General features: G+C 32.9%; 30 protein-coding genes. 9 read left to right on the top strand and 21 right to left on the bottom strand.

Translation table 11 applies throughout. The annotated features are described in order from the left end of the window. The first annotated feature begins 18 nt into the window (after nucleotides 1-18). The 4 genes from STK_RS08495 to cyoE all read left to right on the top strand — a co-directional run bounded on the left by STK_RS08495 (nucleotide 19) and on the right by cyoE (nucleotide 2,933). Entirely contained in the window at nucleotides 19-402 is a 384-nt protein-coding gene (locus STK_RS08495) for a CopG family ribbon-helix-helix protein (RefSeq protein WP_010979570.1), read from the top strand. 3 nt (nucleotides 403-405) lie between these two features. Next, on the top strand, nucleotides 406-1,077 hold the full coding sequence (locus STK_RS08490; protein ID WP_010979569.1) for a B3/B4 domain-containing protein: 672 nt from the start codon (nucleotides 406-408) through the stop codon (nucleotides 1,075-1,077). After that, nucleotides 1,074-1,988, top strand: a complete 915-nt coding sequence (locus tag STK_RS08485) for a homoserine dehydrogenase (RefSeq protein ID WP_052846974.1) — start codon at nucleotides 1,074-1,076, stop codon at nucleotides 1,986-1,988. The genes STK_RS08490 and STK_RS08485 overlap by 4 nt, the downstream gene beginning before the upstream one ends. A gap of 69 nt (nucleotides 1,989-2,057) precedes the next feature. Next, nucleotides 2,058-2,933 carry a heme o synthase gene (cyoE, locus tag STK_RS08480; RefSeq protein WP_052846973.1) on the top strand — a complete coding sequence of 292 codons (876 nt, stop codon included), beginning with the start codon at nucleotides 2,058-2,060 and terminating at the stop codon, nucleotides 2,931-2,933. Nucleotides 2,934-2,975: 42 nt separating this feature from the next. On the opposite strand, the gene STK_RS08475 is transcribed toward cyoE, so the two are convergent. Next, nucleotides 2,976-3,533, bottom strand: a complete 558-nt coding sequence (locus tag STK_RS08475; RefSeq protein ID WP_010979566.1) for a hypothetical protein — start codon at nucleotides 3,531-3,533, stop codon at nucleotides 2,976-2,978. Between the two features lie 93 nt (nucleotides 3,534-3,626). Between STK_RS08475 and STK_RS08470 the strand changes: the two genes are divergently transcribed. Further along, nucleotides 3,627-4,400, top strand: a complete 774-nt coding sequence (locus tag STK_RS08470) for an enoyl-CoA hydratase/isomerase family protein (RefSeq protein ID WP_052846972.1) — start codon at nucleotides 3,627-3,629, stop codon at nucleotides 4,398-4,400. A 17-nt stretch (nucleotides 4,401-4,417) separates the two neighbouring features. On the opposite strand, the gene amrS is transcribed toward STK_RS08470, so the two are convergent. Together amrS and STK_RS08460 are read right to left on the bottom strand one after the other, a co-directional pair. After that, nucleotides 4,418-5,473: an AmmeMemoRadiSam system radical SAM enzyme gene (amrS, locus tag STK_RS08465; RefSeq protein WP_010979564.1), complete on the bottom strand. Its 1,056-nt coding sequence runs from the start codon at nucleotides 5,471-5,473 to the stop codon at nucleotides 4,418-4,420. A 29-nt stretch (nucleotides 5,474-5,502) separates the two neighbouring features. Then, entirely contained in the window at nucleotides 5,503-5,853 is a 351-nt protein-coding gene (locus tag STK_RS08460; RefSeq protein ID WP_010979563.1) for a hypothetical protein, read from the bottom strand. Nucleotides 5,854-5,967: 114 nt separating this feature from the next. Between STK_RS08460 and STK_RS14880 the strand changes: the two genes are divergently transcribed. Beyond that, complete coding sequence (locus tag STK_RS14880) at nucleotides 5,968-6,408, top strand: DUF309 domain-containing protein (protein WP_010979562.1); 441 nt, start codon at nucleotides 5,968-5,970, stop codon at nucleotides 6,406-6,408. Here STK_RS14880 and STK_RS08455 read toward each other — a convergent pair. Together STK_RS08455 and STK_RS08450 are read right to left on the bottom strand one after the other, a co-directional pair. Beyond that, nucleotides 6,337-6,825 (bottom strand): adenosine-specific kinase, encoded by a 489-nt coding sequence (locus tag STK_RS08455; protein WP_010979561.1) that lies wholly within the window; start codon nucleotides 6,823-6,825, stop codon nucleotides 6,337-6,339. The two genes, STK_RS14880 and STK_RS08455, sit on opposite strands and share 72 nt — an antisense overlap. A gap of 80 nt (nucleotides 6,826-6,905) precedes the next feature. Next, complete coding sequence (locus STK_RS08450) at nucleotides 6,906-7,295, bottom strand: hypothetical protein (RefSeq protein WP_052846586.1); 390 nt, start codon at nucleotides 7,293-7,295, stop codon at nucleotides 6,906-6,908. A 50-nt stretch (nucleotides 7,296-7,345) separates the two neighbouring features. Between STK_RS08450 and STK_RS08445 the strand changes: the two genes are divergently transcribed. Further along, nucleotides 7,346-7,900: a membrane protein gene (locus STK_RS08445; RefSeq protein WP_010979559.1), complete on the top strand. Its 555-nt coding sequence runs from the start codon at nucleotides 7,346-7,348 to the stop codon at nucleotides 7,898-7,900. Here STK_RS08445 and STK_RS08440 read toward each other — a convergent pair. Beyond that, on the bottom strand, nucleotides 7,881-8,066 hold the full coding sequence (locus STK_RS08440) for a hypothetical protein (protein ID WP_052846585.1): 186 nt from the start codon (nucleotides 8,064-8,066) through the stop codon (nucleotides 7,881-7,883). The two genes, STK_RS08445 and STK_RS08440, sit on opposite strands and share 20 nt — an antisense overlap. Before the next feature lie 42 nt (nucleotides 8,067-8,108). Between STK_RS08440 and STK_RS08435 the strand changes: the two genes are divergently transcribed. Then, the gene (locus STK_RS08435) at nucleotides 8,109-8,672 is read left to right on the top strand and encodes a cupin domain-containing protein (protein ID WP_010979558.1); all 564 of its coding nucleotides are present in this window, start codon (nucleotides 8,109-8,111) and stop codon (nucleotides 8,670-8,672) included. A 4-nt stretch (nucleotides 8,673-8,676) separates the two neighbouring features. Here STK_RS08435 and STK_RS08430 read toward each other — a convergent pair whose 3' ends face one another. Next, a complete protein-coding gene (locus tag STK_RS08430; RefSeq protein ID WP_010979557.1) occupies nucleotides 8,677-9,633 on the bottom strand; it encodes a 3-hydroxyacyl-CoA dehydrogenase family protein in 957 nt (318 codons plus the stop codon). A gap of 100 nt (nucleotides 9,634-9,733) precedes the next feature. Here STK_RS08430 and STK_RS08425 point away from each other — a divergent pair, with 100 nt between their 5' ends. Continuing rightward, entirely contained in the window at nucleotides 9,734-10,321 is a 588-nt protein-coding gene (locus tag STK_RS08425) for a haloacid dehalogenase (protein WP_010979556.1), read from the top strand. Here the strand turns inward: STK_RS08425 and lysX are convergent. The 14 genes from lysX to purS all read right to left on the bottom strand — a co-directional run bounded on the left by lysX (nucleotide 10,309) and on the right by purS (nucleotide 26,706). Further along, on the bottom strand, nucleotides 10,309-11,157 hold the full coding sequence (gene lysX / locus STK_RS08420; protein ID WP_010979555.1) for a lysine biosynthesis protein LysX: 849 nt from the start codon (nucleotides 11,155-11,157) through the stop codon (nucleotides 10,309-10,311). The two genes, STK_RS08425 and lysX, sit on opposite strands and share 13 nt — an antisense overlap. Then, the gene (gene carB / locus STK_RS08415) at nucleotides 11,154-14,303 is read right to left on the bottom strand and encodes a carbamoyl-phosphate synthase (glutamine-hydrolyzing) large subunit (RefSeq protein ID WP_010979554.1); all 3,150 of its coding nucleotides are present in this window, start codon (nucleotides 14,301-14,303) and stop codon (nucleotides 11,154-11,156) included. Before carB ends, lysX begins: the two co-directional genes overlap by 4 nt. After that, nucleotides 14,296-15,414 (bottom strand): glutamine-hydrolyzing carbamoyl-phosphate synthase small subunit, encoded by a 1,119-nt coding sequence (gene carA, locus STK_RS08410; protein WP_010979553.1) that lies wholly within the window; start codon nucleotides 15,412-15,414, stop codon nucleotides 14,296-14,298. The genes carB and carA overlap by 8 nt, the downstream gene beginning before the upstream one ends. Beyond that, nucleotides 15,398-16,738, bottom strand: coding sequence for an argininosuccinate lyase (argH, locus tag STK_RS08405; RefSeq protein WP_010979552.1), 1,341 nt, complete (start codon nucleotides 16,736-16,738; stop codon nucleotides 15,398-15,400). Before argH ends, carA begins: the two co-directional genes overlap by 17 nt. After that, nucleotides 16,738-17,910 carry an argininosuccinate synthase gene (locus STK_RS08400; RefSeq protein ID WP_010979551.1) on the bottom strand — a complete coding sequence of 391 codons (1,173 nt, stop codon included), beginning with the start codon at nucleotides 17,908-17,910 and terminating at the stop codon, nucleotides 16,738-16,740. The genes argH and STK_RS08400 overlap by 1 nt, the downstream gene beginning before the upstream one ends. A gap of 91 nt (nucleotides 17,911-18,001) precedes the next feature. Then, nucleotides 18,002-18,148, bottom strand: a complete 147-nt coding sequence (locus STK_RS08395; RefSeq protein WP_052846583.1) for a ribbon-helix-helix domain-containing protein — start codon at nucleotides 18,146-18,148, stop codon at nucleotides 18,002-18,004. A 97-nt stretch (nucleotides 18,149-18,245) separates the two neighbouring features. Further along, on the bottom strand, nucleotides 18,246-18,692 hold the full coding sequence (locus STK_RS08390; protein ID WP_010979550.1) for a hypothetical protein: 447 nt from the start codon (nucleotides 18,690-18,692) through the stop codon (nucleotides 18,246-18,248). 56 nt (nucleotides 18,693-18,748) lie between these two features. Next, complete coding sequence (purM, locus tag STK_RS08385; RefSeq protein ID WP_010979549.1) at nucleotides 18,749-19,708, bottom strand: phosphoribosylformylglycinamidine cyclo-ligase; 960 nt, start codon at nucleotides 19,706-19,708, stop codon at nucleotides 18,749-18,751. Further along, nucleotides 19,702-21,135 (bottom strand): phosphoribosylamine--glycine ligase, encoded by a 1,434-nt coding sequence (purD, locus tag STK_RS08380; RefSeq protein WP_010979548.1) that lies wholly within the window; start codon nucleotides 21,133-21,135, stop codon nucleotides 19,702-19,704. The genes purM and purD overlap by 7 nt, the downstream gene beginning before the upstream one ends. Before the next feature lies 1 nt (nucleotide 21,136). Further along, on the bottom strand, nucleotides 21,137-22,348 hold the full coding sequence (locus STK_RS08375) for an amidophosphoribosyltransferase (RefSeq protein WP_010979547.1): 1,212 nt from the start codon (nucleotides 22,346-22,348) through the stop codon (nucleotides 21,137-21,139). Next, on the bottom strand, nucleotides 22,349-23,680 hold the full coding sequence (gene purF, locus STK_RS08370; protein ID WP_010979546.1) for an amidophosphoribosyltransferase: 1,332 nt from the start codon (nucleotides 23,678-23,680) through the stop codon (nucleotides 22,349-22,351). Further along, entirely contained in the window at nucleotides 23,677-25,788 is a 2,112-nt protein-coding gene (gene purL, locus STK_RS08365; RefSeq protein ID WP_010979545.1) for a phosphoribosylformylglycinamidine synthase subunit PurL, read from the bottom strand. The genes purF and purL overlap by 4 nt, the downstream gene beginning before the upstream one ends. Further along, the gene (gene purQ, locus STK_RS08360; protein WP_052846582.1) at nucleotides 25,785-26,456 is read right to left on the bottom strand and encodes a phosphoribosylformylglycinamidine synthase I; all 672 of its coding nucleotides are present in this window, start codon (nucleotides 26,454-26,456) and stop codon (nucleotides 25,785-25,787) included. The genes purL and purQ overlap by 4 nt, the downstream gene beginning before the upstream one ends. Next, a complete protein-coding gene (purS, locus tag STK_RS08355; RefSeq protein ID WP_052846581.1) occupies nucleotides 26,437-26,706 on the bottom strand; it encodes a phosphoribosylformylglycinamidine synthase subunit PurS in 270 nt (89 codons plus the stop codon). Before purS ends, purQ begins: the two co-directional genes overlap by 20 nt. Nucleotide 26,707 lies beyond the last annotated feature (1 nt).

Below are 26,707 nucleotides of genomic sequence, written 5' to 3'. Positions count from 1 at the left end.
TCCAAGAGGTTTATATAAATGAGCGAAAAAATAAGTATATCAATACCTAGGGAATTATATGAAAGATTAGAAAGATATTTAAAAGAGAAACAAATAGTAGATAGAAGCAAAATTTTCCAGATCGCTATACGAAATTTCCTTGATGAAAATGAGAGTAGTGACACATTTGTTTATGGTATAATAAACTTGGTTTACGATGAGGACGCTTCTGAAGTTACTAAATTCCAACATGAACATGAAGATAAGATAATTTCTGTTATGCATATTCATGTGGGAAATGAATGCATAGAAGCATTAGCAGTGAAAGGAAAGAAAAGAGATTTAGTGGAATTGACAGCAAAACTATCTCAGCTTAAGGGTGTGAAAAAAGTAAGGTTTATTGTTTCGACACCAGAAACTTAATATATGATTGTTAAAGTATGCGAAGACGCTAAAAATCTGGGAATTTTTATTGGTTTCACTGAAGTTCACTCCGTTACCGTAGAAAAGAATAGTCAACTGATTGAAATGGAATTACAAAAAATTGAAGAGAAGTATAAAGGAGAAAATCCTGAAAACTTAAAGGATAATCCTGTAGTTAGGGCTTATAGAGATTTTTATTGGAAAATAGGGATTGACCCAACAAAAATAAGACCTAGTGGAGAAGCATTAAGAAGAAGAGTATCAAGAAACGGGAAATTACCAAGAATAAATAACGTAGTAGATTCTGGAAATATATCAAGTACAGAAACTTTGGTACCGATAGGATTATATGACATCGATAAAATAATAGGAAATCCGAGGATAATAATAAGTAAAGGTGATGAACTATTTTATGGAATTGGAAAGAAAGAACCAGAAAAAGTTAGTCCAGGAATACCAATTATGGTTGACGAAAGCGGAAAAGTCATGCATATTTATCCTCATAGAGACTCAGTGCTTACAAGTATTACATTAGAAACTAAAAATGTTTTAATTGTTTCAGCTGGAGTACCGGGAGTTGAAAAAGATTTAGTATTTTATGCTGCTAAACTTACAGCAGAGTTATTAGTTAAATATGCTAATGGAAAGTGGGATGGAATGGTGAAGTTAGGTTGAAATTATTACTCTTTGGTTATGGAAATGTCGGAAAAGCATTTAGAAAATTACTTCATGAAAAAAGATCTCCGGAGTTAAATGACGTAATAATTGGAGGAATAGTTACTAGAAGAGGAATAATGTTACAAGATAAAGAAGACTTTACACCAGATCTTGAAGGAGACGTATTTAAAGCCTTTGAAAAAATTAAACCAGATATAATAGTTGATGTTTCATCTGCAAATTATAACAATGGAGAACCTTCACTCTCTTTATATAAGGAAGCTATAAAAGATGGTGTAAATATAATAACTACAAATAAAGCTCCTTTAGCTTTAGCCTTTAACGAGATATTTTCTTTAGCTAGATCAAAAGGTGTAAAAATTGGTTTTCAAGGAACTGTAATGAGCGGAACACCATCAATTAATCTATACAGAGTTTTACCAGGAAGTAGAGTGATAAAGATTAGGGGGATTCTAAATGGGACAACAAACTTCATATTGACCCTCATGAATAAAGGAGTAAGTTTCGAAGAGGCATTGAAAGAGGCTCAAAGAAGAGGATATGCTGAAGAAGACCCTACATTAGACATTAACGGTTTTGATGCGGCAGCAAAAATAACTATTTTAGCCAACTTTATGATAGGAAATAGTGTGACGATTAAAGATGTAAAGTTTGAAGGCATAAATCGAGATTTACCAAAAAATGAAAAAATAAAGTTAATCGCGTATGCTGATGAAAAAGAAGTTTGGGTAAAGCCCCTTCCTATTTCTCAAGATGATCCTCTATATAATGTTGACGGTGTTGAAAACGCACTTGAGATTACTACAGATATTCAAAGTATTTTAATAAGAGGACCTGGTGCCGGACCAGTAAATGCTGCCTATGGAGCTTTATCTGATTTAATTCTTCTAAAGAGAGATTGCTTATGATTTTTCTCTATTTGTAATTATTTAAGAGAATATTTAAATATGAAAATTACGAGAATATACGTGAGACTTATGGCAATAAGTCTATCTAGGAAGTTAATTGACTATATTAAGCTTTCAAAACCTCGAGTTATTAGCCTCTTAGATCTCGCTGCTATTGCAGGATTTGTACTTGGTTTACCTAAAGCTATTAATATTACTTCTATCATAGTGAGTTTTCTTGCCGTAATTATAGGAGGTAGCCTTGCATCTGGTGGAGGAATGATAATTAATGGAGGTCTTGAGATAGAAAAAGATAAGAAAATGAAGAGAACTTCTTGGAGACCAACAGTAAAAGGAGAAGTAGGAAGAAAAGAGGCTTATGCAATAGGTTCAATATTTATAGTTGTTGGTACACTTATTGGTTTTCTTGCAAATCCTCTCACAGCCCTATTTATCGCTTTAGGAGCTTTTATATATGTAGTTATTTACTCAATTTGGCTAAAACCAAGAACTTGGTGGAATATTGTGATTGGTGGTTTTGCTGGAAGTGCGGCAGCATGGGCTGGTTTTGCAGCAAGTAGTGGTTCTTTCACATTATTGTCGTTTTTATTAGGCTTTTTAATCTTTATGTGGACCCCAGGACACTTTTGGTCTTTAGCGTTAAGGTTCAGAGATGATTATAAAAATGCTGAAATTCCTATGTTACCAGTATTGACAGATGAGAGAACTTCTGCTAAAGCTATTGCTATATCAAATGCATTAATGGTACCATTTGCTTTACTAATAGGGTTATATGCTGGTTTAATATATTTGATTGTAAGTACAATAGTGTCCGCATTTCTACTATATGTATCAGTTAAACTTTATCTTAATCCTACAGCAGATGAAGCTTGGGAATCATTTAAATTATCCTCGCCTTATCTTGCAATAATCTTACTAACGTTAATTATAGTAAAACTTATTTAATACTTAAAGTTTTATTATTTTGTAATATTTTTAAAAACAAGATTAATATGGCATTGTGACTTTTAAATCGGCTTTATCATTGTTCGATATTATTATTTCAACCACTGTATCTCCACATCTTTTCCTTAATATTATTGAGTTCTCTCTTGGAATTACTTTTAAATTTCCGCAATTATCTAAATTTCTTAATTTAAATAAGTAGGGAGGTTTTATTTTCTTCAATGCTTTTTCAAAAACATACTCAAATAAAGCGGAAGGGTTATCAAATGATAGTCTCTTCATAGGCACTTCGAATTTAATTTCTAGATAGTATTCATTAACTTCTATTTTTATATTCTCATATTTTTTATAATTTAAATAAGAAATAAGAAGTGGAGCAGCTATTACAATAGCTAAAATTTCGAAAAGAAATTGTTTAAAATAATAAAACGTAACAAGAATGGAAGATAAAGAAGAGAGACCCCATATTAGGGGTAAATATCTTAAAGTCTCTGAGAAATCTCGTAAATAATCTGATAATAAATATGAAGAAATAGAACTACCTCCTATCGGAATAATCGCAATAGAGGAATATAATAGTGGTCTAATATCTTTTTTCATAATTATCTTTACTGATCAAGATCTTAAAAGCCTTTTTCAAAGACTTTTAGCTTAAGCATGTTTATTTTTAAGCTTAATCTCTATGAAGATCTTATGGAAACAATTGTTATAAAAAAAGAGACCCCAATAGGGTGGATTTATTTAAATAGACCAGATAGATTAAATGCTATAAATCAACAAATGATAAAAGAATTGAGACAAGGAATAGACGAAATGGTATATGACTCTGACATTAAAGTAATTATAATTACTGGAAACGGAAAAGCTTTTTCAGCTGGTGCTGATATTTCTCGATTTAAAGAGCTAAATGGCTATACTGCTTGGCAATTTGCTAAGAGTGGGAGAGAACTTATGGATTATATAGAAAATATTAGTAAACCTACAATAGCAATGGTAAATGGTTATGCTTTAGGGGGAGGACTAGAATTAGCAATGGCTTGTGATATACGAATTGCTGCTGAAGAAGCGCAATTAGGCTTACCAGAAATTAACTTAGGAATTTATCCGGGTTTTGGAGGAACACAAAGATTAGTTAGGCTAATAGGAAAAGGAAAAGCATTAGAACTAATGTTAACTGGAGATAGAATTTCAGCTAAGGAGGCTGAAAAAATTGGTTTAGTTAACAAAGTAGTCCCATTAAGTAACCTAGAACAAGAAACTAGGAATTTTGCACTTAAGTTAGCTGAAAAACCACCAATCTCTATTGCATTAATAAAACTCCTTGTTAATCAAGGAATAGATTTACCAATTTTAGCTGGTTTAAATATGGAAAGCTTAGGATGGGGTGTTGTTTTTAGTACTGAAGATGAGAAAGAAGGTGTAAGTGCTTTCCTAGAGAAAAGAAAGGCTCAGTTTAAGGGTAAATAGTATCTCTTCTTTTTTAATTAAATATATACTGATTCAAACCTATCTTCAAATGCATGCTTTGAAAGTTTACCAACTATTGGTAACTTATAACCACAGTATTTACACCTCATATCTTCTGTTAGATTCCACTCAAGGATTCTAAATCCCTCTCTTCTTATAACCATTCTACCACAATTAGGGCAATATGTATTCTCATAAGGATGTCCGGGAACATTACCTATGTAAACGTAGTTAAAGCCCATCTCCTTAGCTACTTTATAATGTTCTTCAAGAGTTTTTACTGGAGTCCAAGGAAGATAATCCAACTTATAATCTGGATGAAATCTCAGAAAATGAATAGGAACATCTGGTCCTAGAATATCATATAATTGCTTAAGCAGTTTTTTAGCAGCTTCTAAGCTATCACCAATTTGAGGAATTATTAAATCTGTAATTTCTACATGAATGCCTTCGTCCTTAAGCCCTTTTATAGTCTCAATAATTGGTTCTGGACCAGAAGCCCCAGTGTATCTTCTCATAAATTTTGGCTCACCATTTCCTTTAAAATCAACAGTTGCAGCATCTAGAAAGTCTTTAACATAATCTACCAATTCTGGAGTCCAGTATCCATTGGTAACCATAGTATTAAATAGGCCTTTCTTCCTGGCTATAACTCCAGTATCATGAGCAAATTCTGCAAATATTGCTGGTTCGTTATAAGTATAAGTCATACCTTCGGCATCATAAGCTATCGCCATTTCTACCAATTCTTCTGGAGTAACTTCAGTACCTTCAGCTCTTCTTCTTTGACTTATATCAAAGTTTTGACAGTACATGCACATCCAATTACAGCCAAATGTGGAAAAGGAGAATACTTTAGAACCAGGATAGAAATGTACCAAAGGTTTTTTCTCTATTGGATCTACATGTGCCGCAGCAACTTTGCCGTAAACATCCAAATAAAGTTTACCATTATAAACGGATCTAACACCACAAAATCCAACTTGGCCTTCGCCAATTAGGCACCTTCGTGCACAGGCTAAACATCTAATTTTATTTCCTTCTACTTTATATAATACAGCTTCTTTTCCCATATGAAATACTCTGAATGCAAAAATAAAAACTATGAACAAAATGAAACATATATTTCATCTTCATCACATACGTTAAGTTTATCGCTTTTGTACTTATTAACAATCTTTTCTTTTAACTCCTTCCATGAATATTCATCTAAATCTTTAACATAAATCAAGTAAACTGGATTAGTATCGTCATTATTGTAAACATCAACAATTACTGTAGGGTATGAGGTTTTTTCATCAATTTCAACTTCTCTATAGTAAACATCAACAACGTTAACATATTTTAGATTCATGAATATTTCGTCGAGCACTTTCCAAATCTCATCTAAACTTATTGGCTGTTGTATTTCATAATCAACTTCTTTTCCTTCTTCATAAAATTTCCTAAACATAATTCAGTTAGGATAGTTTGAGTTTTGGACTAAAATTTTTATTTGTTTAAATTTACGGAAAGGCAACTCGCTAATTTGCAATTATTTTTTATCTCTTCCTACAATGTTTATGTAATGAAAAGGGTAATCTACTTCTATCCAAAAGATTGTTGTGACTACACAATTAAAGATAAATTACGACAAATGGGTATTAATGTTATTGATGTAAGAATTTGCAAATATGTTGAGATAGATTTTTATGAAGACGAAAAGATAATTTCTGTACTAGGTAAACCGTTATTCACAAATGAGAAATTACCATTTGAGAAATTATTTTTTAATGGTAGATTTTGGGAATCACATGAAATACTAGAGGAAAAATGGAGAGTTGAGAAAGATGAGAAAAAGAAAAAATATTTACAAGCTCTTATTCTTATTTCAGCTTCAATGATAAAATATTGTAAGGGTCAAAAAGAGATTTCTGATTCACTTTTAGATAGGGCTTTATCTCTTATATCCGAACTTCCTGAGGAGCTCCTTCCTTTCTTTTATATCAGCTTCTGTCTCGATACCTAGAGGCGTATAACCATCAACTACTCCTATTACTCCCCTACCTTGATCAGTCTCTGCAACGAGAACTTGTAATGGATTAGCTGTAGCAGCAAATATTCTCACAACTTCTTCTACATTCTTTATTCTATTTAAGACATTTATCGGGAATCCATTCTTGATATAAATTACAAAAGTATGTCCAGCACCAATTTTTAATGCTGTTTGTTGGGCTAACTTGATTAGTTCTTCATCATTTCCATCCCATCTTATTAATCTTTTACCGCTAGCTTCACAGAACGCTATACCAAATTTTAGATGAGGACTTGAGGAAGCTAATGTTTCATACAAATCTTCTACTGTTTTTATAAAATGGGATTGCCCAATAATAACATTAGTTCCTTCTGGTATTTCAACTCTTATTACATCAATTTTTACACTCATACTATATACTTAGAAAAACAAGGTAAAAACTTTTCAGACGAGGACCACTTCATCATTTTTCAGATGTACTCCCATTTACATCATGTGGATTTTAGGTATGCATAATTTAATGTTACTTCGTAATTGGAGTCCAAGTTTATATTATACTTTATATTAAACACTGTAAAAAACAATGTGTAATTACCTGGTGGTAAATAGAAAGTCACTACGCCATTGCTGTCTGTTAGTGATTGATTATAATACTTACCATTATAATAAATCCAAACATCAGCTGAGCCTAGAGGATGTATACCTCCAAATGGTCCGTAATTTACTAAAATTTTGACAACAAGTTTGTATTCCCCATTTGCCGGACTTCCTCCTAAATTTTTCACATCTATCGTAGTTTTATATGAACTAAATGCATAAACACCAAGAGCTGTTATTATTATAACTACCATTGCCAAAGCAAGGTATATGTTTTTATTCATCGACATTTTTTAAATAAACCTAATATATAAGTTCAATCTAAAGTATTACTGTGTCACAGAAACTTTTAGACGCATTTAAGATTGTTGTAAAAAATGATAAATCCAGTATTCGTAGATACCTTGTTTTAGGTGCATTTGATGGTTTACTTGTATCTCTAAGTATAATTGTTTCATCAGCATTAGCTAAAACACCTATTCCTAAGCTAATTCCGTTAACCTTATCTGGTATTGTAGGAGTTTCTCTTTCCTCAATGTGGAATACAATAGTAGTAGAGCTTAAGGAAAAAGAGGAAGAATTAAAAGAACTTGAAAAACAAATGATGAGATCTCTAAAAGGAACAGTTTATGATTATAGTTACAAAATAAGTGTTATTCTATCAACTATCGCTCATACACTCTCTCCATTCATAGGATTAATCCCACTACTAATCTATATTTTATTGAAAAATGTCACTTTGACTATCATATTATCGGCTGGATCACTTTCAATTTTAGGAGTTTTTTATGAAGGAGAAATAAAAGAAAAAGTATTTACAATAATTCTTATGGTAGTAGCTGGTATAATAGCATCTTTATTCTCAATCCTTATAACCACCACCCTGTAGTACTCCAACAACCATACCTTTCATAAAGTTTGATACAAGACTGCTTATCCCCTTTTTCACATTTCTCGCACATTTCACCGTAACTTTTTACTGTTTCTTCATCGCAAATTATTCTACCACATATTTCCACACATTTTTTTCCTTCAAATATCACATAACATTTCATTCTAACCACAACCCTTTTAAATTACTTATATAATTTATACATATGTCTAAAACCCTTCAACGAATCGATAAACAGTCTGAAATAATAAAGGATAAAGCTAAAGAAATAATAAAGGAAATTGAAAATGAAACTGAGGATCTTAAAATAGTTGCCTTTATGGAACATACTACACCACCACCACAAGTAAGCCCTAAAGTAATAAAGTTTAATAAAATTTTGGAATTATTGAGGTTATTAGCTATAGATAATCCTATCGAAAAAGGAGTGGCAAAAGTTATGTTATACTCACCTAGTACTGGAAGATCTAGAGGATTAACACCTACTATGATGCCAGGCTTTCAATATCTGTCCCCAAATGCTAAAACTAAACCTCATTCACATAACATGGCCTCAATATACCTAGTAGTTAAAGGAAAAGGCTATTCAGTAGTTGGGGGTAAGAAGTTAGATTGGGAAGAAGGAGACGTATTTGTAGTTCCAGCAAATATGGTTCACTATCACGTTAATGTTTCAGAAACAGAAGAGGCAATACTATTTGACGTTACAGATTCTGGATTATTAGAAAATTTAGGAATCTTAGAATTTAAAGAAGAAGAAGAGGAATAAAATATTAAATCTTTCCTCTTAATAATTTTATTAAAGATATTAATTTTTCGTCTCTCCATCTAGATAGTTCTTGAAATGTTTTGCTCTTTACAAATTCGTATTCTTTCATTTGTTGCACGGATTTTACAACACCGGTATATGGGAATTTATCGTACTTAGCTAATGTATGCATCCATTCATTAGCTCCGTATCCAAACCCTCTACTGAAGAAATACTCTAATCCTCCTTCTCCTCCTCCTAAATGATAGGTTAGGAATGGACCCATGAATGCCCATCTTAAGCCAATAGCAGCAGTCATAACTTTATCTATATCCTCAACTGTTGCAATACCTTCATCAACTAAATATACTGCTTCTCTAAATAATGCAAAAGCTAACCTATTTCCAATAAATCCCGATATTTCTTTCTTTAAAACTACTACAACTCTTTCAAGTTTGTTTTCCATAAAATCTTTAGTAGCATAAATTGTATCTTGAGATGTCTTTTCACCAGGAACAATTTCCACTAAGGGTAAAAGATGTGGTGGATTCCATGGATGTGCAATAATTCCTCTTTCTGGATATTTAGTCATTGCTTTTTGTATTTCTGTCATTAATAACCCAGAAGTACTACTTGCTAATATTACATCTTTGTCAAGCTTTTCATCAAGTTGTTTAAATAACGCTTTTTTAGCTCCATACTCTTCAACTATAGCCTCCAATACAAAATCTGTATTACTGATAGCCTCATCAAGCTTAGTAGTAGGATGGATTCTCTGCATATAGTAATCTGGCTCCTTATCGATAAGCTTATACTCATATAAAACATTGAGATATCCTTTAATTTTCGCTAGCCCTTTATCTAATGTCTCTTTCTTTTCTGTATAAAACCAATTTTCATATCCTTTTAGAGCTAATAGAGTACTCCAACCAGCACCAATTACTCCAGCACCAATTACGGATACTGTCTTTATTTGTCTCATAAGATTTAAAAAGTATAAGTAGTATAAGTAGTTTTCTTTCAGCTAATGAGAATCTCTATATCAATGAATAGTTTTAATTATTTAACTCGAATTCTATCCTATGCTTACTGAGGAAATCAAAGAGTACATAGATAAGATAACTCCTAAATTACAAGAAAGATTCGATAAAAGAGAAAAAGTCTTACTTATTGCAAGAGAAGTAATTAGATATTCTGGAGAAACAATATCTTTATCTCATAGATTAAAAAAGAAAGAAGCAGAAGAAAAATATAAGGTTGCATTACAAAAATTGGAAGAATTAAAGAAAATAATAGATGAATACCCAGAGTTATTGTACGGTGATGTTGGTACAGCTTACCAAGAAATTTCTGAAGCTAGTATAGTCTATTCAATGTACTTCGGAGAGAAACTAAAGACTGCAGAAGATTTAGGAATTCCAGAGATTTATTATATTCTTGGTATTGCAGATGCTATTGGGGAAATGAGAAGAAGAGTGTTAGAGTTACTTAGAAAAGACGATAAGATTGAAGCCGAGAATACTTATAAGATGATGGAAGAGTTATATGAAATATTGTGGACTTTAGAGTACCCAAAGGCTGTAGTTCCAGGGTTAAGACAAAAAATTGACAATCTCAGAAGACTTTTAGAAGAAACAAATCATGATTTATTCTTAGCTCATTTAGAGTAGTTTTCTTTTATATATTCAACTAGCTTTTGTGCAACATTTATATTAGTTGCTACCATGAAACCCTTGAACTCTGGTACATCATTTAATTCGTTAACTACATAACCTTTATTTGGATGCTCTAGTATATCTATCGAAACAAATTCTCCGTGAACAATGCTTACAGCTTTTACTACAGTTTCCTTTAATTTCTCATCAACTTCAATGTTTGAAGGAGTTCCACCTAAAGCTACATTAGCCCTCCATTCATTTGGTGGAATATTTCTAGCATAACAACCTAATAGCTCTTCTCCTATTGCTATACATCTTATATCTCTACCTTTATACTGAATGTATTCTTGAACTATATGAGCTTTTAAAGCAGAATTACCCATTAGCTCTCTGTGTTCAATTATTGTTTTACCTTCAAATACATCCCTAATTAATGAGACTAACCTACCCCAGCTTCCTATTGGTGGTTTATCTATTAATGGAAATCCCCTTTGCTCATAAGCTTTTAATGCTGCTTCTGCAGAAAGAGCAATTATTGAATCTGGAATTGGAATTCCCTCCCTATACAATTTAGAGTACGTTAAAATCTTATCTCCACACACATTTATTACATCACTTGAGTTTATGGTATGAACTCCAGCAGCTTCAAGCACAGCTGAAGAATATAATGCTCTATACATGCTAACTGGTCTTATTATCGCTACATCGTATCTACCAAGTGCTTTATTAAATGGTAGAGGTTCTTGTGCAACATTTATTATATCATATTGAACCTTATTTTCCTCTAGTGCTTTCGCTATTAATTTCTCTTCTTGTCTTACAATATCAACTATCAAGACCACTCTCATATTCCTGCACCATATTCACTTATTTCGTAATATGTAACATTTGGATGAGAAAAAGCTCTTGTAACTTCAGCTCCTAATCTCCCATTTAATATTATGGGTATATTATAATCCACGGCAATACGCCTCACCTCATAATCTATATGCTTAAGATATCCATCAGTTACAACAATTTCAACTTTTCTGTTCTTAATAAGTTCTATTATATCATTAATGCTTTTCTCTTCAATTCCTATGCTAGCTTCCGATAAAGTATAAACAGTAATTCCATAATCAATTAAATTCTTAGCTGCAATTTTTAAGTATTCAACATTTGTAGTACCATATACAAGAGCAATTCCTTCTTTATTAGGTATTTTATTTGGACTGGACGATAACCAGCTTTTTAATAATGCGTCGTAAAAATCAGTACCTAAAGAGGCTGCTTCACCAGTACTCTTCATTTCTGGTCCTAAAAATGGATAAGCACCTTTTAATTGAGCCCATGAAAATTGTGGAGATTTTACTCCCCATGATTTTGGTTTTAACTCAATGAACTCATCAACTCCGAAGCCATTTAATATTCCATCAAGTGCTAATGAAATTATGTTTTTACTAACCACTTTGCTACTAAATGGCATAGATCTACTAGCTCTCAAATTAAGCTCTATAATATATGGTTCATTATTCTTTATTACAAACTGCACATTAAAGGGACCTTTAATTTCTAATTCTCTTACTATCATATGTACATTCTCTTTCATTTTATTAACTACATTACTTGATAGTTTTCTATAAGGAATAGACATCGTAGCATCTCCACTATGCACACCAGCCTCTTCTACATGTTCAATTACTACCCCATATACTCCTTTACCATCTCCGGCAGCATCAATTTCAGCCTCAATAGCATCGTTTAAGTATTTTGATATAACAACTGGATGTTCTGGTGAAACTTCTGTAGCCCTTTTCAAATATTCCATTAACTCAAGATCGTTATTTACTATTTTCATAGCTGCACCACTTAGTACATAACTTGGTCTTATTAGGACTGGATAGCCTACTTTGCTAATAAATTCCTTTACTTCTTCCAATGATCTTGCAGAAATCCATTCGGGTTGTTTAATTCCTAGTTTATCAAGTAATTTAGAGAACTTCTCTCTATCTTCTGCTGTATCTATACTTCTACCAGAAGTCCCTAACAATCTTATTCCTTCTTCTTCTAATTTTTTAGATATATTATTCCCTATCTGACCTCCAGTAAATGTAGCTACATAAGTGAATTTCTCTTTCCTAATTAAATCTAATACTCTTTCGACTGAAATTTCATCAAAATATAATTTTCTCGCTATGTCCCAATCTGTTGAGACAGTTTCTGGATTATAATTAAGTATGGCTATATCATTAAAGTACTTTAATGAACTATCTAATAGTGACACTACACTCCAGTCAAACTCTACTGAAACACCTATTCTAAATCCACCAGCCCCTATAATTAATAACTTATTTCCAGCTTCTGAAAATTCAATATCATCTTCTGTGCCATTATATGTTAAATAGAGATAATTAGTAACAGCTGGCCATTCTCCAGCTAAAGTATCTATTTGCTTTACTTTAGGTTCAATATTCCATTTTTCTCTTAGTTTTCTAATATCACTTTCCTTCACTCCTAATGCTTTTGCCAACTGAAGATCACTAAACCCTAATTTCTTAGCCTGAAGTAAAGTATCCTTATCAATGTTTCTTTGCTTTCTTAGTATCTCATAAAACTCTACTAATGCTTTTATCTTATTTAGGAAGAATTTGTTAATTCCAGTGACTTCATAAACCTCATCAATAGTTGCACCTTCTTTAAATGCTTTAGCAGCATAAAGGAACCAATAAGGCCTTCTCATTTTAAGATTTTTAAGAGCATCTTCTTTTGTCATTTTGGAGAAATATATTTTCCCTCCTACAACTCCTGGCTCACCAATATCTAACATTCTCACAGCTTTTTGCAATGACTCCTCAAATGATCTGCCTATACTCATTACTTCTCCAACGCTTTTCATTTCTGAAGCTAAGCTAATCTCCACGTTTTCAAATTTATCTAAATCCCATCTAGGAATCTTTATTACAACGTAATCTAAACTGGGCTCAAAGCAAGCACAAGTGCTTCCAGATACCTTATTCAAAACTTCATATAAACTGTAACCTAACGCTAACTTTGCTGATACGTAGGCTAATGGGTAACCAGTAGCTTTACTTGCTAACGCACTAGATCTTGACATTCTAGGATTTGTCTCGATTACGTAATAATTATAACCTTTTGGATCTAATGCAAATTGTACATTACATTCTCCCACTAGATCAATAGATTTTGCAACATCCATAGACATAAATCTCATATCTTGAAATTCTTTATTATCTAATGTTTGACAAGGTGAAATAACAGTAGATTCACCAGTGTGAACACCCATAGGATCAAGATTTTCAATACATGCTATTACTGCTGAATTTCCGTATTTATCTCTCATTACCTCATATTCTAATTCTATCCAATGATGTAAATATTTCTCTATTAGAACTTCATGAATATAACTTTGACTCAAAGCCCTTCCAATATCTCTCTTTAACTCTTCTTCATTCCAAGCTACAATAGAACCTCTACCACCAAGATTAAAACTGACTCTAACCATTACTGGATAACCAATTTGCCTTGCCTTTTCTAATGCCTCTTCCTCGCTTCTAGCTGAAAGACTAGGAGGTACCGGTAAACCTACATTAATCATTGTCTCTCTGAATTTCTCTCTACTTAATGCTCTCTCAATTCCTTCTATAGGAGTACCTAAAACTTTAACACCGTACTTCTGAAGTATTCCCTTATTGTATAAATCTACACCTACGTTCAGTGCTGTCTGACCGCCGAATCCTACCATAATTCCGTCTGGTCTTTCTCTCTCAATTACTTTTTCAACAGCCCACCAAGTTACTGGTATCATATAAAGTTTATCAGCAAATTTTCTACTAGTCTGCACAGTTGCTACGTTAGAGTTTACTAATATTGTTTCTATTCCCTCTTCTTTTAATGCCTTTAATGCTTGACTTCCAGAGTAATCAAACTCTGCTGCTTCCGCTATTTTAATTGGTCCAGACCCAATAACTAATACTTTTCTTACACTCTCACGCATTACGACTCACCATCTTTTTAAATTTATCAAATACCCAGGTCACATCCCAAGGACCAGGTCTAGCTTCAGGATGAAACTGAGTAGTAATAATTGGTAACTTTTCATGAATCCAACCTTCAATTGTTCCGTCATCTGGGTTAATAAACCACAACTTACTATTTGGTGGTAGATCTTCTTTTGAAAGAATACCATAACCATGATTATGCGTTGTAATATAACATTTATTTGATGAGATATCAATAACTGGTTTGTTTATTGCTCTATGTCCAAATTTCATTTTATTTACCTTCCCCCCCATTGCTAAAGTTGCTACTTGATGACCTAAGCAAATTCCTAAAATTGGGATTTTATATTCTGTTAATTCTTTAAAATTCTCTATAACTTCTTGCAATAAGTTTGGATTACCAGGCCCATTGCCAAAAACTACACCTTTAGGATAATAATCCATTATTTTACTTACATTAAACTTACAAGGTACTCTTACAATTGTGAATCCTCTTTGATGAAGTTGATATAGTATACCATGCTTTACTCCACAATCTACCACTACTATTGTTTCACCGGTATTACCTAAATGAACTATGGGAGCTTTTGGTGATGTAAACTGCGTAAAATCAATCTCATCATACTTCTTTTCTAGGAACTTTTTTGGATCTTCTATCTCATAACCAGATGCTATTACACCCATCATGACTCCTCTACTTCTTACTTTTTTAACGATACTTCTAGTATCAACGTCTGAAAGCCCTGGAACCCCCTCACTTAGTAACCATTCATGAAGGCTTTTAGACGAATTCCATTTAAAGGGATCTGTTTCCTCAGATACTACAAGACCCTCAACTTGTATTTGCTCTGACTCGAAGTTAGTTAATATTCCCTCTACTCTTTGCTTTTCTGGGACTCCGTAATTTCCTACCAGTGGATGTGTTATTACAAGGATTTGCCCTCTATATGAAGGATCGGTTAAGCTTTCTGGATAGCCATTCATTGATGTAGTGAAAACTACTTCTCCAGCTCTAATTCCTTTAGCTCCAAAACCGCAACCTTCAATTAATGTACCATCTTCTAGGTATAAATACCCTTTATATCCTCTCTTACAATATAAGGTCATCTTCGATCACCTTTAATTCATTCATTTTTCCGATTATTTTTTCTTCATATTTTTTCAATTTACTCTCTTCTTCTGCTATTCTATTTTCTTTAATTTTTATCTCTTCATTTATTAACTCGGGATTAGGAGAGCCTATAACAGCCTTCTTATATATAGAAGTTTTTGGAGAAATTTCGGATATAAAAGTGCCCGCTCTAATTTTGTTAGCTACCTCCATATAAGCTTTTCTGTACGGTATTCCGGTAATAGCTAAGTCTTCTGCAACATCAGTAGCTGTAGTCTTGTCATCTAATTGAAAGTTTAGAACTTCGATACCTTCTAGTATTGAATTTATTACTTCTATTGAAGAATTAACAATTTTAACGCAATCCCAATAATGCTTATTCATTTCTTGTAAATCCAAATTATAACCAGAGGGTAAACCTTTGTAAATGTTAAAAAGAGAAGATAGATCGCCAAAGCATTCTCCAGCCTTACTTCTTAGAATCTCTAACGTGACTGCATTTCTTTTTTGTGGCATTAGACTACTGGTACTTACGTGAGAGTCAGGTAATTTTACTATATTAATAAACATGGAGGAAAGAAGAATCAAATCTTCTGCTATTCTGCTAAAAAATAACATTAGTAATGACAAATTTGATACTGCATTAATCAGATCTAATCTTGATGAAGTAGCAGATATTGTGTTATATATAATGTCATCGAATCCTAGCAATTCAGCTTCTCTTTTTCTATCTAATTTAACGTTAGTCCCTACAATAGCCCCGCTTCCTAATGGAGATCTATTTACTAAAAGTAAAGAGGAATAAATATAATTCCAGATTGTATCCAATTCGTCTTCAATATATAAGAAATAATGAGCTAACGTTGATGGTTGAGCTGGTTGAAAGTGAGTATAAGTAGGAAATAAAATTTCTGTAGATGTCTTACTCTTTTCAATGAGGGTTTTTCTTAAAGATATAATATCGTATAAAATTTCAATAAGATATTTTCTCATCTTAAGTCTTAGTGCTGTAGCAACGTGATCATTTCTACTCCTTCCAAATCCTACCCATCCGCCTTCTTCACCAACTGTCTTTATTATATGATCTTCTAAAGCCTCATGAATATCTTCATATCCTTCTTTCAATTCATGAAAAGAGTTTATTGCTAACAAAATTCTCTTAGCAGTATCTTTTGTTATATAACCAGATAGATAAAGTTCTATAACATGAGCTTTCATCACAACTTTTACTTCTTCTACTATTTCCTTATCACTATCTATGGAAGAAGTATAAGTAGACACAAAATCTTTTTCTGTGCCCCATCTTCTGTACAATACCACTATTCTCTCACCTGTCTGGTTAGTAATGAATGCATACCATATATTTCAATAAACCCTCTTGCCATCTCATCAGTTGGGTACCATCCTTTATTATAACTGGCAACTTTTTCAGAAAATGGAGAGTACTTTGAAGCCCTACCTAATGTTCTCATTCCATTACCTTCTATTTCTATTTTTACCTCACCAGTAACCCATTTATTTAAATTATCACCGGCCAATTGTATAGTCTCTCTTAAAGGTTCAAACCAAAGCCCTTGATAAACTAAATCAGCCCATTGTGAGTCTATATATTTCTTAAATCTAAACTCTAACGGAGAATAAACAGTCTTTTCTAAGTCTTTATGTGAATTTATCAAAACTAACGCTGCAGGAACTTCATAAACTTCTCTAGATTTAAAACCTACAACTCTATTTTCTAAATGTTCTACTCTTCCAAAACCATAAGAACCTACTACCTCATTTAACACTTGAATAATTTTAACTAAATCCATTTTTTCATTATTTATAGCAACTGGAATACCTTTTTCAAATTCAATGGAGAGAGTAATTTTACCATTATTTTTCTTTTTGGTCCATTCAAAAGCATCTTCTGGGACTTCTTTTGACGGATCAGAAATATCATCACCTTCAATACTTCTACCCCATAAGTTCTCGTCAATACTATATTTACTGCTTTCAGTTTTGATAGGAATCCCTCTGGCTTTTGCAAACTCTATCTCTTTCTCTCTTGTCATATTCCATATTCTAGCTGGAGCTATGATTTTAGCCTCTGGATATAATGCTTTAACTGCTAAGTCGAATCTTACTTGATCATTTCCTTTAGATGTTGAACCGTGAGCAATATAGTCTACTTTTTCTTTTTTTGCTATTTCAACAACTTTTTGTGCTATTAATGGTCTTGCTAAGGCTGTTGATAATGGATAAACATCCTCATATAATGCGTTCATTTTGATTGCGTAAGAAATGAAATTATCAGCAAATTCCTTTTTTGCATCTATAGTATAATGTTTTGTTGCTCCTGCTATATATGCTCTTTTTTCTATGTCTTCAAAGTTATCTTTTTGCCCTACATCTACTGTGACTGTGATAACGTCAGCATTAAAGGTTTCCTTTAGCCATCTTATCGCTACTGTAGTATCTAACCCACCAGAGTATGCAAGAACTATTTTCATATCGGCTTTGTTGATATAAGAAATTACTTAAAAAGTATGAGGTTAAGTAAAAAAAGGCATTTCTCAAGAAATAGAATGGTAAAGGAGTCCTTTAGCTCTTCCCCAATCTTTTCTTCATGTAAAATTCTAGAGCTTTTTTAAGAAAATCAGTTCTACTTTGATAACTCATTTTTTTACTGTATTCATCAATTGTTGCAATAATTTCCTCTCTTAGTCTTACGCTAACTACCTTCTTCATATTCTCATAATAGTAATACCGAGATCATATATAAGAGTAAAAGCTAAGAAGAAAAAATAAACAAGTTTTAAAATACGGAGTAAACATATAAAAATCATTAACTTGCTGAAGTAAGTATTACGGTTTGTTTTTCTTTCTTATATTCTTCAAGTCTTTCAAGCATTGTCTTCATTGTTGTTGTAAGAATATCTTTATGATATTTTCTCACATGTTCTTCTGTGTCTTCCTTTGGAATTGTAACTTTACATATTTCACATACATATAGGTCTTTTTCATTTTTCTTAATTATTGGCTTAATATCGCTTGCAATTTGCTTAATTATAGGAATAATTTTTCTAGCTCTAGCTTCACTACCACTCTTTTCAATAATCCTTTGAGCATAACCCCTAAGCTGATGCTTTGATATTTGATACTTATATGCAACTGATGCCGGTCCTTCTCCTTTGACTAGATATTCTTCTAGTGCATCTAATATATAGTCGCTACCACCTAGTATCTTTAATGCTATATAATTTACCAAAGATTTTGTATCCATTTGTTTCATATTTAATCACTAGAAGGCTATATTATCACCAGAGTTTAAAAGGACTTCATTAAATGCTATATGTAGAGAATTTCGTTCTTATAGGTCGTAATTTTTATCCCTTCCCCTTTTTCTACATAACCTAATTCATAAACTGTTTCTTTTTTACTCAAAAATTCAATTATATCATCTTTAAGATCCTTTGAAACAAATATAATCATACCTATACCCATATTGAAAATTTTATACATTTCAAAATGAGGTACTCCAGCATTTTCAATTGCTTTAAACACCTCCGGAGGATCTGGCATTTTTAGATTAATCCTATAGTTCGTTATTCTCTTTAATTTAGAAAAGGCTCCACCAGTAATATGGGCCAAAGCTTTTATTTTATCTAAAATTGGTATTATAGAAGAAGAATATATTCTAGTAGGTCTCATTAATTCTTCTCCCCAGTCATTAAGAGACAATTTACCTTCATCTATGAGTTTTCTAATCAGAGAATAACCGTTAGAATGAACACCATTACTTTTTAAACCTAAAATCACATCGCCAGGTGCAACATCTTCGCCGGTCTTCAACCTATCTGAAATACCTATTACTGAGCAAGATAAATCATATCCAGTTATTACTCCGGGCATTATTGCAGTCTCGCCGCCAATAATTTCTATGTTTGCTTCATCAGCACCTTGCTTCAAACCTTTCATTACTTTCTCAACAACATCATCCATTGGCTTTTCTAAAGCTAGATAATCAACACCAGCTAAAGGCCTTGCACCAATACATACTAAATCATTAACATTCATAGCAATACAATCAATTCCAGTAGGTTCAATTATTCCAGTCTTTAAGGCTAAAATTGTCTTTGTACCTACACCATCAACATGCATTGCTAAATACTTATCATCAAGTTTTATTGCATTAGCGTAATGTCCAATCTTTAATACTCCAGAATTTTGAAAAGTGTTTAAAGCTAGAGTATGATACTCCTTTAATTTGTTTAAATCAACTCCAGCCTTTTTATATTCACTCACCATAAACCACCATTTGGAGACCAATCTGCTGATACTCCAAAAAGGCCTTTTTTCTCTCTTGACTTATACGTGTATCTTACTATCTCAGCTTTTTCAACTTGATCTTCAATCGTTCTTCCAATATCATGCCTGAATATTAATTTTGTATCAGAAGAAATATAATTTATGCATTTATCTAATTTATCTGAAGCTTCCTTAAAATCATTAATAACTACTAATTCTAATGCTCTTGAACCTTTAGTTACTAATTGCATTCCTTCAAGAGAGACTGAACCAAAGTATATTTTACAACCTAGCTCTCTTATCTTCTGTACATCTATATTTATTATATGATTCGATGCCATAGTCTTATTTAAGGGATATCCTAAAGGTGCTATAGCTCTAACTACTGATGGCGTTGGATTAACCTTTATTTTGGCTTTACTTAATCTTCTAGTCGCTAATAGTTCTAGAACTTCGCCAAAATCACTCTCTATTCTCGGTATTATAGCAGAAGCTTCTGGATCTCCAAACCTAGAATAATATTCAATTATCGTAGGTCCCCAAATACCAGTAAGCATCATTTGCCCAGAGAGAATCCCTACATAATCCTTTCCAGTTTCTTTTTTAATAGCTTCAGCAGTAAGCTTTACAATCTCAAATGATTTCTCATATTCTTCTTCATTAATAAATGGCAAACCTTCTTTGGGACCAGATATAGAACCCATTCCACCAGTCTCTGGACCAATTCCGTCTTCATATGCATGCTTATAATCTTGTGCTAGAGGCATAGGTATTTGCGTATAACCATCAGTTAGGACATGTAATGTATATTCTGGTCCGTCTACCTTCTCCTCAATTATAATCTTTACCTTATCATTAACATAACTAGCAATTCCATTGATTCCCTTTGTTAGTGCATTTCTTTTCTCGTTGGAAAGGTAGGCTTGCAAATCAGCAATCACTTTAACTCCTTTTCCTCCAACTTGCTCTGATGGTTTTACAGCGATAGAACCACCATATTCTAGTATAAAATTAATAGCATCTCTTAGATCTTCAAAGGCCTTAAACCTTAACCTACCGGGAATGTTATATTTCCACATTAGTTCTCTCATCCAAACTTTAGATTTCTCTATCATCGCACATTCTTTATCAGGACCAACTACTGGAATGCCTTCTTCTCTGAAGACGTTTGCAACACCATGGAATAATGGATCTTCAGGACCTATAACACCAAAATCTGGATTTACCTCTTTTACTATCTCTTTAACAAATTCAACAGAGTTAATATTGCCTTTAAAATATTTTCCATTAGTTTTATCTACAGCTTCTTTTATTCCAGGATTTGTGTATGAAGAAATTGCATGAATCTTATAACCTTTAGGAGAGTTAGCTAATGCTTCTGCTAGAGCGTTTTCTCTTGCTCCATCTCCGATTAACAAAACTTTCATCTTATATCACCTTAGGATAGTTTCTAGTCATACAACCAACACATATGCTCTTACCTAGAACTTTATAAAGACCTTCAAGACTTAACCAGTAAATGGAATCAGCACCAATAACCTTAGCTATTTCTTCTTCTGAGAGATTAGCAGCAATTAAATCTTTTTCCTCTGGAACTTCCATACCATAAGGACATTTTGATATTAACTTAGGACTGCCAATTAAAACGTGAACCTCCTTAGCACCTAAACTTCTCAAAGCAAAAACTGTATTTTTCAAAGTTCTGCCAGTGACCATAGAATCGTCAATTAAGATTACTCTTTTGCCTTTGACTACGTATTTAATAGGATTTAATTTTAGTTGAACTCCTATGATCTTTAAGAAATCATCTGAAGCCAGCATTGTTCTAATCGGACTTCCAGTTCTGGTAAAACCTAAATCATAAGGTATACCAGACTTCTTAGAATAGCCTATTGCAAAAGGTATAGCAGTATCTGGAACGCCAATCACAACATCAGCATCAATTTTCTTTTCTTCAGCTAGCTGTTCTCCAATCTTCACTCTTACTTCATAAATATTTTTACTAAATACAAAACTGTCTATTCTTGATTGATAAACTAAATCAATCGCGCAGTAATTATGTCTACTCTCATTTATTTGGCTGTAAGAAATTTCATAAGTGTCAATAAATACCGCTTCACCAGGTTTAATTTCTCTTCTGAATTCTCCACCTATAACCGTAATTCCCGAAGTCTCTGATGATAGAATAGCTAAATCAAAACCAAAACCTCCTATTTCTAGAGGTTTTATTCCATATGAATCTCTATAACCCAACATTTTTCCATCTTTTGCTAAGAATATTAATGAGAAAACACCATTGATTTCTTTTAAAGTATTCTCTGGATCTTTATATAATCCTTTTGCGATTTCATTTAAATCTCCCTTAATAATTCCATCTACAACTAAAGTGCCAAAATCTGTTATTATTGGATATCCTATTTTAGTTCCAGTATAAGCTATCCCTGCCCATCCTTCTATATTCGGTGGTAGCTCAATATCTTCTGGTGCACCTTCGTTAGTTATTAATTGGAAGTTTTCTTTAAGTATCGACATTCCTGAGTAACTATATCCTCTATTCTGTAATCCTATTAGACCATAATATAAAAATTTACTTATATTCCAAATTTTATCAAATGCATATACACCTATTATTCCAGCCATTTAACTCACCTTTTTAAATATAGATTCTAATACTTGCAAATTATATGAAAATTTAAGGGGATAAACTCCAGAAAAACATGCATGACATAAATCAGGTCTTCCTATGGCTTTAATCATTTCTTCAACTGTTAAGAACTCAACTGAATCAGCACCAATATACTTAGCTATTTCTTTTTCATCTTTCTCACTAGCTATTAGTTCTTTAGATAATGGAAAATCTATACCCATATAACAAGGATATTTTACTTTTGGAGAGCCTATTCTTACATGAACTTCCTTAGCACCATTATCCCTTATCATTCTTACAATTTTTCTCATAGTATTTCCTCTAACGATTGAGTCATCAATGACAACAACTTTCTTATTTTCTACTACACTTTTGACTATACCAAATTTCTCTTCTAGTACAGCATTTCTTTTATCTTGTGTAGGCATGATAAAAGACCTCTTTGCTACGAGTGTTCTAATCAAACCGTATTCCATAGGAATCTTTGATTTCCTAGAGAATCCTATTGCAATCGGAATTGAGGATTCTGGAACTGGTATAGCTACATCTGCATCAACTCCATGATTTTCAGCTAAAATTTCTCCTAGCTTTATCCTAGAGTTATAAACAGACACACCATCAATTATAGAATCGGGTCTGGCAAAATAGATGTACTCAAATGAGCAAAAACTTACACGATCCCTAGAAATAACTTCGCTTTCAATTTCACCATCTTTAATGTATATCATTTCTCCAGGTTTTACATCTCTTAAAGGCTTACCTCCTAATTGTCTGATTACGGAATCTTCTGAAGCAATTATATAACCGTTATTAATTTTACCTAAGACCAGAGGACGGAATCCTTTAGGATCTCTAAAGCCGATAAGTTCTCCTTCATTAGTTAAAACTACGAGTGAGTATGCACCGTCAGCTAAGTCAACTAACCTTCTAATTCCTTCTTTAATGTTAGGCGCCTCCGAGAGAACCTTAAGAATAAATTCAGTATCGGTAGAAGTTCCGAACTTAAAATAATTAGTTATTGTACCATTAAATGCTATAGCAATTTTACCGTTACTTAAAGGTTGAGCCTCGTCAAGTGAACCTTTACCGGTAGTTGAATATCTAACATGACCTATTGATAGTTTCGCATTAGGAAGAAGCCTAGGATCTAATGCCTCTTCAACTAAACCCAAGCCTTTCATGGTAACTAAACTCCCATCTTTTCTGTAAGTAATTCCTGCTGATTCTTGTCCCCTATGTTGTAATAATTTTAGGGATTCGTAAGAAATCATTGGAGAATTATCAGCATAAACTCCAACAATACCGCAGTGTTCTTTAACCTTCATGACATCACCTCATATAAGTAGTTATAATAATTATCAATCTCTTTATTTACATTAATCTCTTTATTATCAATTTTTATTATACCTTGGTCCTTAGTTATCTTTCCAATTACTGATATATGAATTCCTTTGGACTTACGTATTATGTACTCTGGATCGTTAGTTAATACAATAAACCTACCACCATTTTCAGAATAAAGTTTAGGAATCCAATCATCAGTATCCGAAGGAATTGAAGACGTTTCAATCTCTACGCCCATACCTTTAACTAGTATTGAAAATAACGAGGCAATTAGACCTCCTTTATTAATGTCCTTAGCAAAGAATATTTTCTCGTCGTTTATTAAATTTACAACTAACTGACTCGCTAAATAGTCTTCATTTAACCTCGCTTTTGGAACCTCGCCATAATTTCCAAATATTTTACCAAATAAAGACCCCCTCATCTCGTCCCTTGTAAAACCTATTAAAGTGATATAACTATCTTCAACGACCTTATTACGTAAGAATTTATCCTTAATTAAGCCTGCCATGACTATCAAAGGAGTGGGTTTAATTGCCTTACCTTCTTTATTTTCATTATAAAATGATACTTTTCCGCCAACTATTGGGGTAGAAAAGAACTTTGATGCTTCAGCTATACCTCTAATAGCTTCTACAAAAGAATAGTAAACTTCTGGTTTTTTAGGATCACCAAATTGAAGATGATCAACTACTCCTATACCAATTGCACCGACAGATGCTAAGTTACGATATGCTTCAGCAACAATAGATTTGCCACATTCATAAGAATCTTCAGCACATAAGTCTGGATTAGCATCACCCTTTAATGCTAAAAGCTTACCATTCGGAAGTGATATTAAAGCAGAATCGGCTTCTCCAGGCTTTAAAACAGTAGAAGTACCTACTTCATAGTCAAATTGTGAGTAAGCCCATTCTTTACTTATTATTCTAGAGAGTATTGCTCTAATACTTTCTTCTAACCCAACTTCAGGTTTTTTATCACTTTTAATTAGTTTAGGCTTTTTAATTTCCCATATAAATCTTGGTGGAGATAAAAGTAAATCTGATGGTAAGGAAACAATCTCTTTACCTCCATAAAGAAACTTAATGTATGGTTCTTTTACGAATTCACCTATTACAGCACAAGGATAATCGTAATATTCAAATGCTTTACAAACTTCATTAACATTTTCTTCTTTAACAGCAAAAAGCATTCTCTCTTGGGTTTCTGATACCAAAATCTCTTCTGGTTTAAGGTCTTTAACCCTTAAGGGAACCTTATCTAAATTAACTATTGCCCCTAAACCATTAGCCATTTCAGTAACTCCAACTACTAATCCACCACCGCCTAGGTCCTTAATAGCCTCTACTTTATCAGCAATTTCAAGAGTAACGTCTAAAACTATTTTTCCAGCAAATGGGTCGGCAATTTGTACAGCACCTATTTCATCCTCTCCACTTAATTTTCTTGAAGCAAAAGAAGCTCCTCCTAAACCATCTAAACCAGTTAAGCCAACTATGACTATCTTTAATCCAGGCTCCTTAACAACACTTGGTACAATCTTATCTTTTCTTACTATACCTACACCAGCAACATCCACTAAAGGATTATCATTATATGAATCGTCAAAATCTAATTCTCCACCAACTACTGGTACACCAATACTATTCCCATAAAATCCAATTCCAGCAATTATATTCTTTAGCAACCATTTATTTCTTGGATTAGATAAATTACCAACCCTAATCATATCTAATAAGGCAATTGGCTTCGCTCCTTTACTTATTATATCCCTAATTATACCTCCAACTCCAGTAGCTGCACCATTAAAGGGATCAATAGCTGAAGGATGATTATGGCTTTCAAGTTTTAACACAATTGCCCACCCATCTCCAACATCTAATGCTCCAGCGTCTTGCCAATCTTCAATACCCATTAATACCTTTTCTCCCTCACTAGGAAAACTTCTTAAGAAAACTTTAGACGACTTATAAGAGCAATGTTCACTCCATAATGCATCTATAGTTAGCCATTCAGCCTCATTAGGTTCTCTTGCAAGCTTCTTTCTTACTAGTTCCATTTCGTACGAAGAAAGTGTTATTTTCATTTTCTTAACCCCTTAAATAATAATAATCCATCAGTTTCACCCGTTATAGAGGTTAATTTGAAAGATGCCCTCTCTGGATGTGGCATCATGCCTATGACATTTCCTTCTTCATTAGCAATTGAAGCTATATTGAGAATTGAACCATTAGGATTTACCATATCGTTCACATTACCATTTTCGTCACAATATAACATAACAGCATATTTCTTTGCTTTCTCTACATTATCTAAATAAAATCTCCCTTCTGCATGTGCTATAGGCATTTTTAGAATAGTCTTATTTAATCCACGAGTTACAGCTGTATCAAATCTAACGACTCTCAAGTAAACCCACTTACTGATAAAACGCAAATTTAAGTTAGGTAAAAGAGCACCTTCTAAGAGACCACTTTCAACCAATATTTGAAATCCGTTGCATATTCCGATTACAATTTTACCCTCATCCGCCATTTCTTTAACTTTCTTAATTGTTTCCGTACTAGCGGCAATACTACCAGCTCTAAGATAATCACCAAAACTAAAACCTCCTGGCAAAATAACTGCACTATACTTATCGGGATCAAAATCCTTATATTTTACAATTTCAGCTTCTACTCCAGCCTCTAACAGAGCCTTGTAAACGTCGATCTCACATGTTGTACCAGGGAATTTAATTACTGCTGTCTTCAATCCTATTCGCCCTAATTTCAATTTTATGGACTATTGGGTTGTAGAGTCTCATTTCATCGGCTAACTTTTTAACTAATTCCGTAGCCTCTTGCTGACTACTAGAATTAACTCTAAATACCAAGTATTTTCCCGCTCTAGTTTCTATAATTTTATCGCTAAATCTACTAACAACATAACGCTGAATTGTTTCTCCTTCTGGATCTCTTACTCCTTCTTTATTAGTTATTATCAGTTCTACACGGTAAAGCATT

It is taken from the genome of Sulfurisphaera tokodaii str. 7, assembly GCF_000011205.1.
GTDB lineage: Archaea > Thermoproteota > Thermoprotei_A > Sulfolobales > Sulfolobaceae > Sulfurisphaera > Sulfurisphaera tokodaii.
This window is presented reverse-complemented; position numbering and strand designations above follow the sequence as displayed.

Bases quoted from the DNA above. Each gene is read 5' to 3' on its own strand.
- STK_RS08495 (WP_010979570.1), top strand. From the start codon at position 19: ATGAGCGAAAAAATAAGTATATCAATACCTAGGGAATTATATGAAAGA.
- STK_RS08490 (WP_010979569.1), top strand. From the start codon at position 406: ATGATTGTTAAAGTATGCGAAGACGCTAAAAATCTGGGAATTTTTATT.
- cyoE (WP_052846973.1), top strand. From the start codon at position 2,058: ATGGCAATAAGTCTATCTAGGAAGTTAATTGACTATATTAAGCTTTCA.
- STK_RS08475 (WP_010979566.1), bottom strand. From the start codon at position 3,533: ATGAAAAAAGATATTAGACCACTATTATATTCCTCTATTGCGATTATT.
- STK_RS08470 (WP_052846972.1), top strand. From the start codon at position 3,627: ATGGAAACAATTGTTATAAAAAAAGAGACCCCAATAGGGTGGATTTAT.
- amrS (WP_010979564.1), bottom strand. From the start codon at position 5,473: ATGGGAAAAGAAGCTGTATTATATAAAGTAGAAGGAAATAAAATTAGA.
- STK_RS08460 (WP_010979563.1), bottom strand. From the start codon at position 5,853: ATGTTTAGGAAATTTTATGAAGAAGGAAAAGAAGTTGATTATGAAATA.
- STK_RS14880 (WP_010979562.1), top strand. From the start codon at position 5,968: ATGAAAAGGGTAATCTACTTCTATCCAAAAGATTGTTGTGACTACACA.
- STK_RS08455 (WP_010979561.1), bottom strand. From the start codon at position 6,825: ATGAGTGTAAAAATTGATGTAATAAGAGTTGAAATACCAGAAGGAACT.
- STK_RS08450 (WP_052846586.1), bottom strand. From the start codon at position 7,295: ATGAATAAAAACATATACCTTGCTTTGGCAATGGTAGTTATAATAATA.
- STK_RS08440 (WP_052846585.1), bottom strand. From the start codon at position 8,066: ATGAAATGTTATGTGATATTTGAAGGAAAAAAATGTGTGGAAATATGT.
- STK_RS08435 (WP_010979558.1), top strand. From the start codon at position 8,109: ATGTCTAAAACCCTTCAACGAATCGATAAACAGTCTGAAATAATAAAG.
- STK_RS08430 (WP_010979557.1), bottom strand. From the start codon at position 9,633: ATGAGACAAATAAAGACAGTATCCGTAATTGGTGCTGGAGTAATTGGT.
- STK_RS08425 (WP_010979556.1), top strand. From the start codon at position 9,734: ATGCTTACTGAGGAAATCAAAGAGTACATAGATAAGATAACTCCTAAA.
- lysX (WP_010979555.1), bottom strand. From the start codon at position 11,157: ATGAGAGTGGTCTTGATAGTTGATATTGTAAGACAAGAAGAGAAATTA.
- carB (WP_010979554.1), bottom strand. From the start codon at position 14,303: ATGCGTGAGAGTGTAAGAAAAGTATTAGTTATTGGGTCTGGACCAATT.
- carA (WP_010979553.1), bottom strand. From the start codon at position 15,414: ATGACCTTATATTGTAAGAGAGGATATAAAGGGTATTTATACCTAGAA.
- STK_RS08400 (WP_010979551.1), bottom strand. From the start codon at position 17,910: ATGAAAATAGTTCTTGCATACTCTGGTGGGTTAGATACTACAGTAGCG.
- STK_RS08395 (WP_052846583.1), bottom strand. From the start codon at position 18,148: ATGAAGAAGGTAGTTAGCGTAAGACTAAGAGAGGAAATTATTGCAACA.
- STK_RS08390 (WP_010979550.1), bottom strand. From the start codon at position 18,692: ATGAAACAAATGGATACAAAATCTTTGGTAAATTATATAGCATTAAAG.
- purM (WP_010979549.1), bottom strand. From the start codon at position 19,708: ATGGTGAGTGAATATAAAAAGGCTGGAGTTGATTTAAACAAATTAAAG.
- purD (WP_010979548.1), bottom strand. From the start codon at position 21,135: ATGAAAGTTTTGTTAATCGGAGATGGAGCAAGAGAAAACGCTCTAGCA.
- STK_RS08375 (WP_010979547.1), bottom strand. From the start codon at position 22,348: ATGGCTGGAATAATAGGTGTATATGCATTTGATAAAATTTGGAATATA.
- purF (WP_010979546.1), bottom strand. From the start codon at position 23,680: ATGAAGGTTAAAGAACACTGCGGTATTGTTGGAGTTTATGCTGATAAT.
- purL (WP_010979545.1), bottom strand. From the start codon at position 25,788: ATGAAAATAACACTTTCTTCGTACGAAATGGAACTAGTAAGAAAGAAG.
- purS (WP_052846581.1), bottom strand. From the start codon at position 26,706: ATGCTTTACCGTGTAGAACTGATAATAACTAATAAAGAAGGAGTAAGA.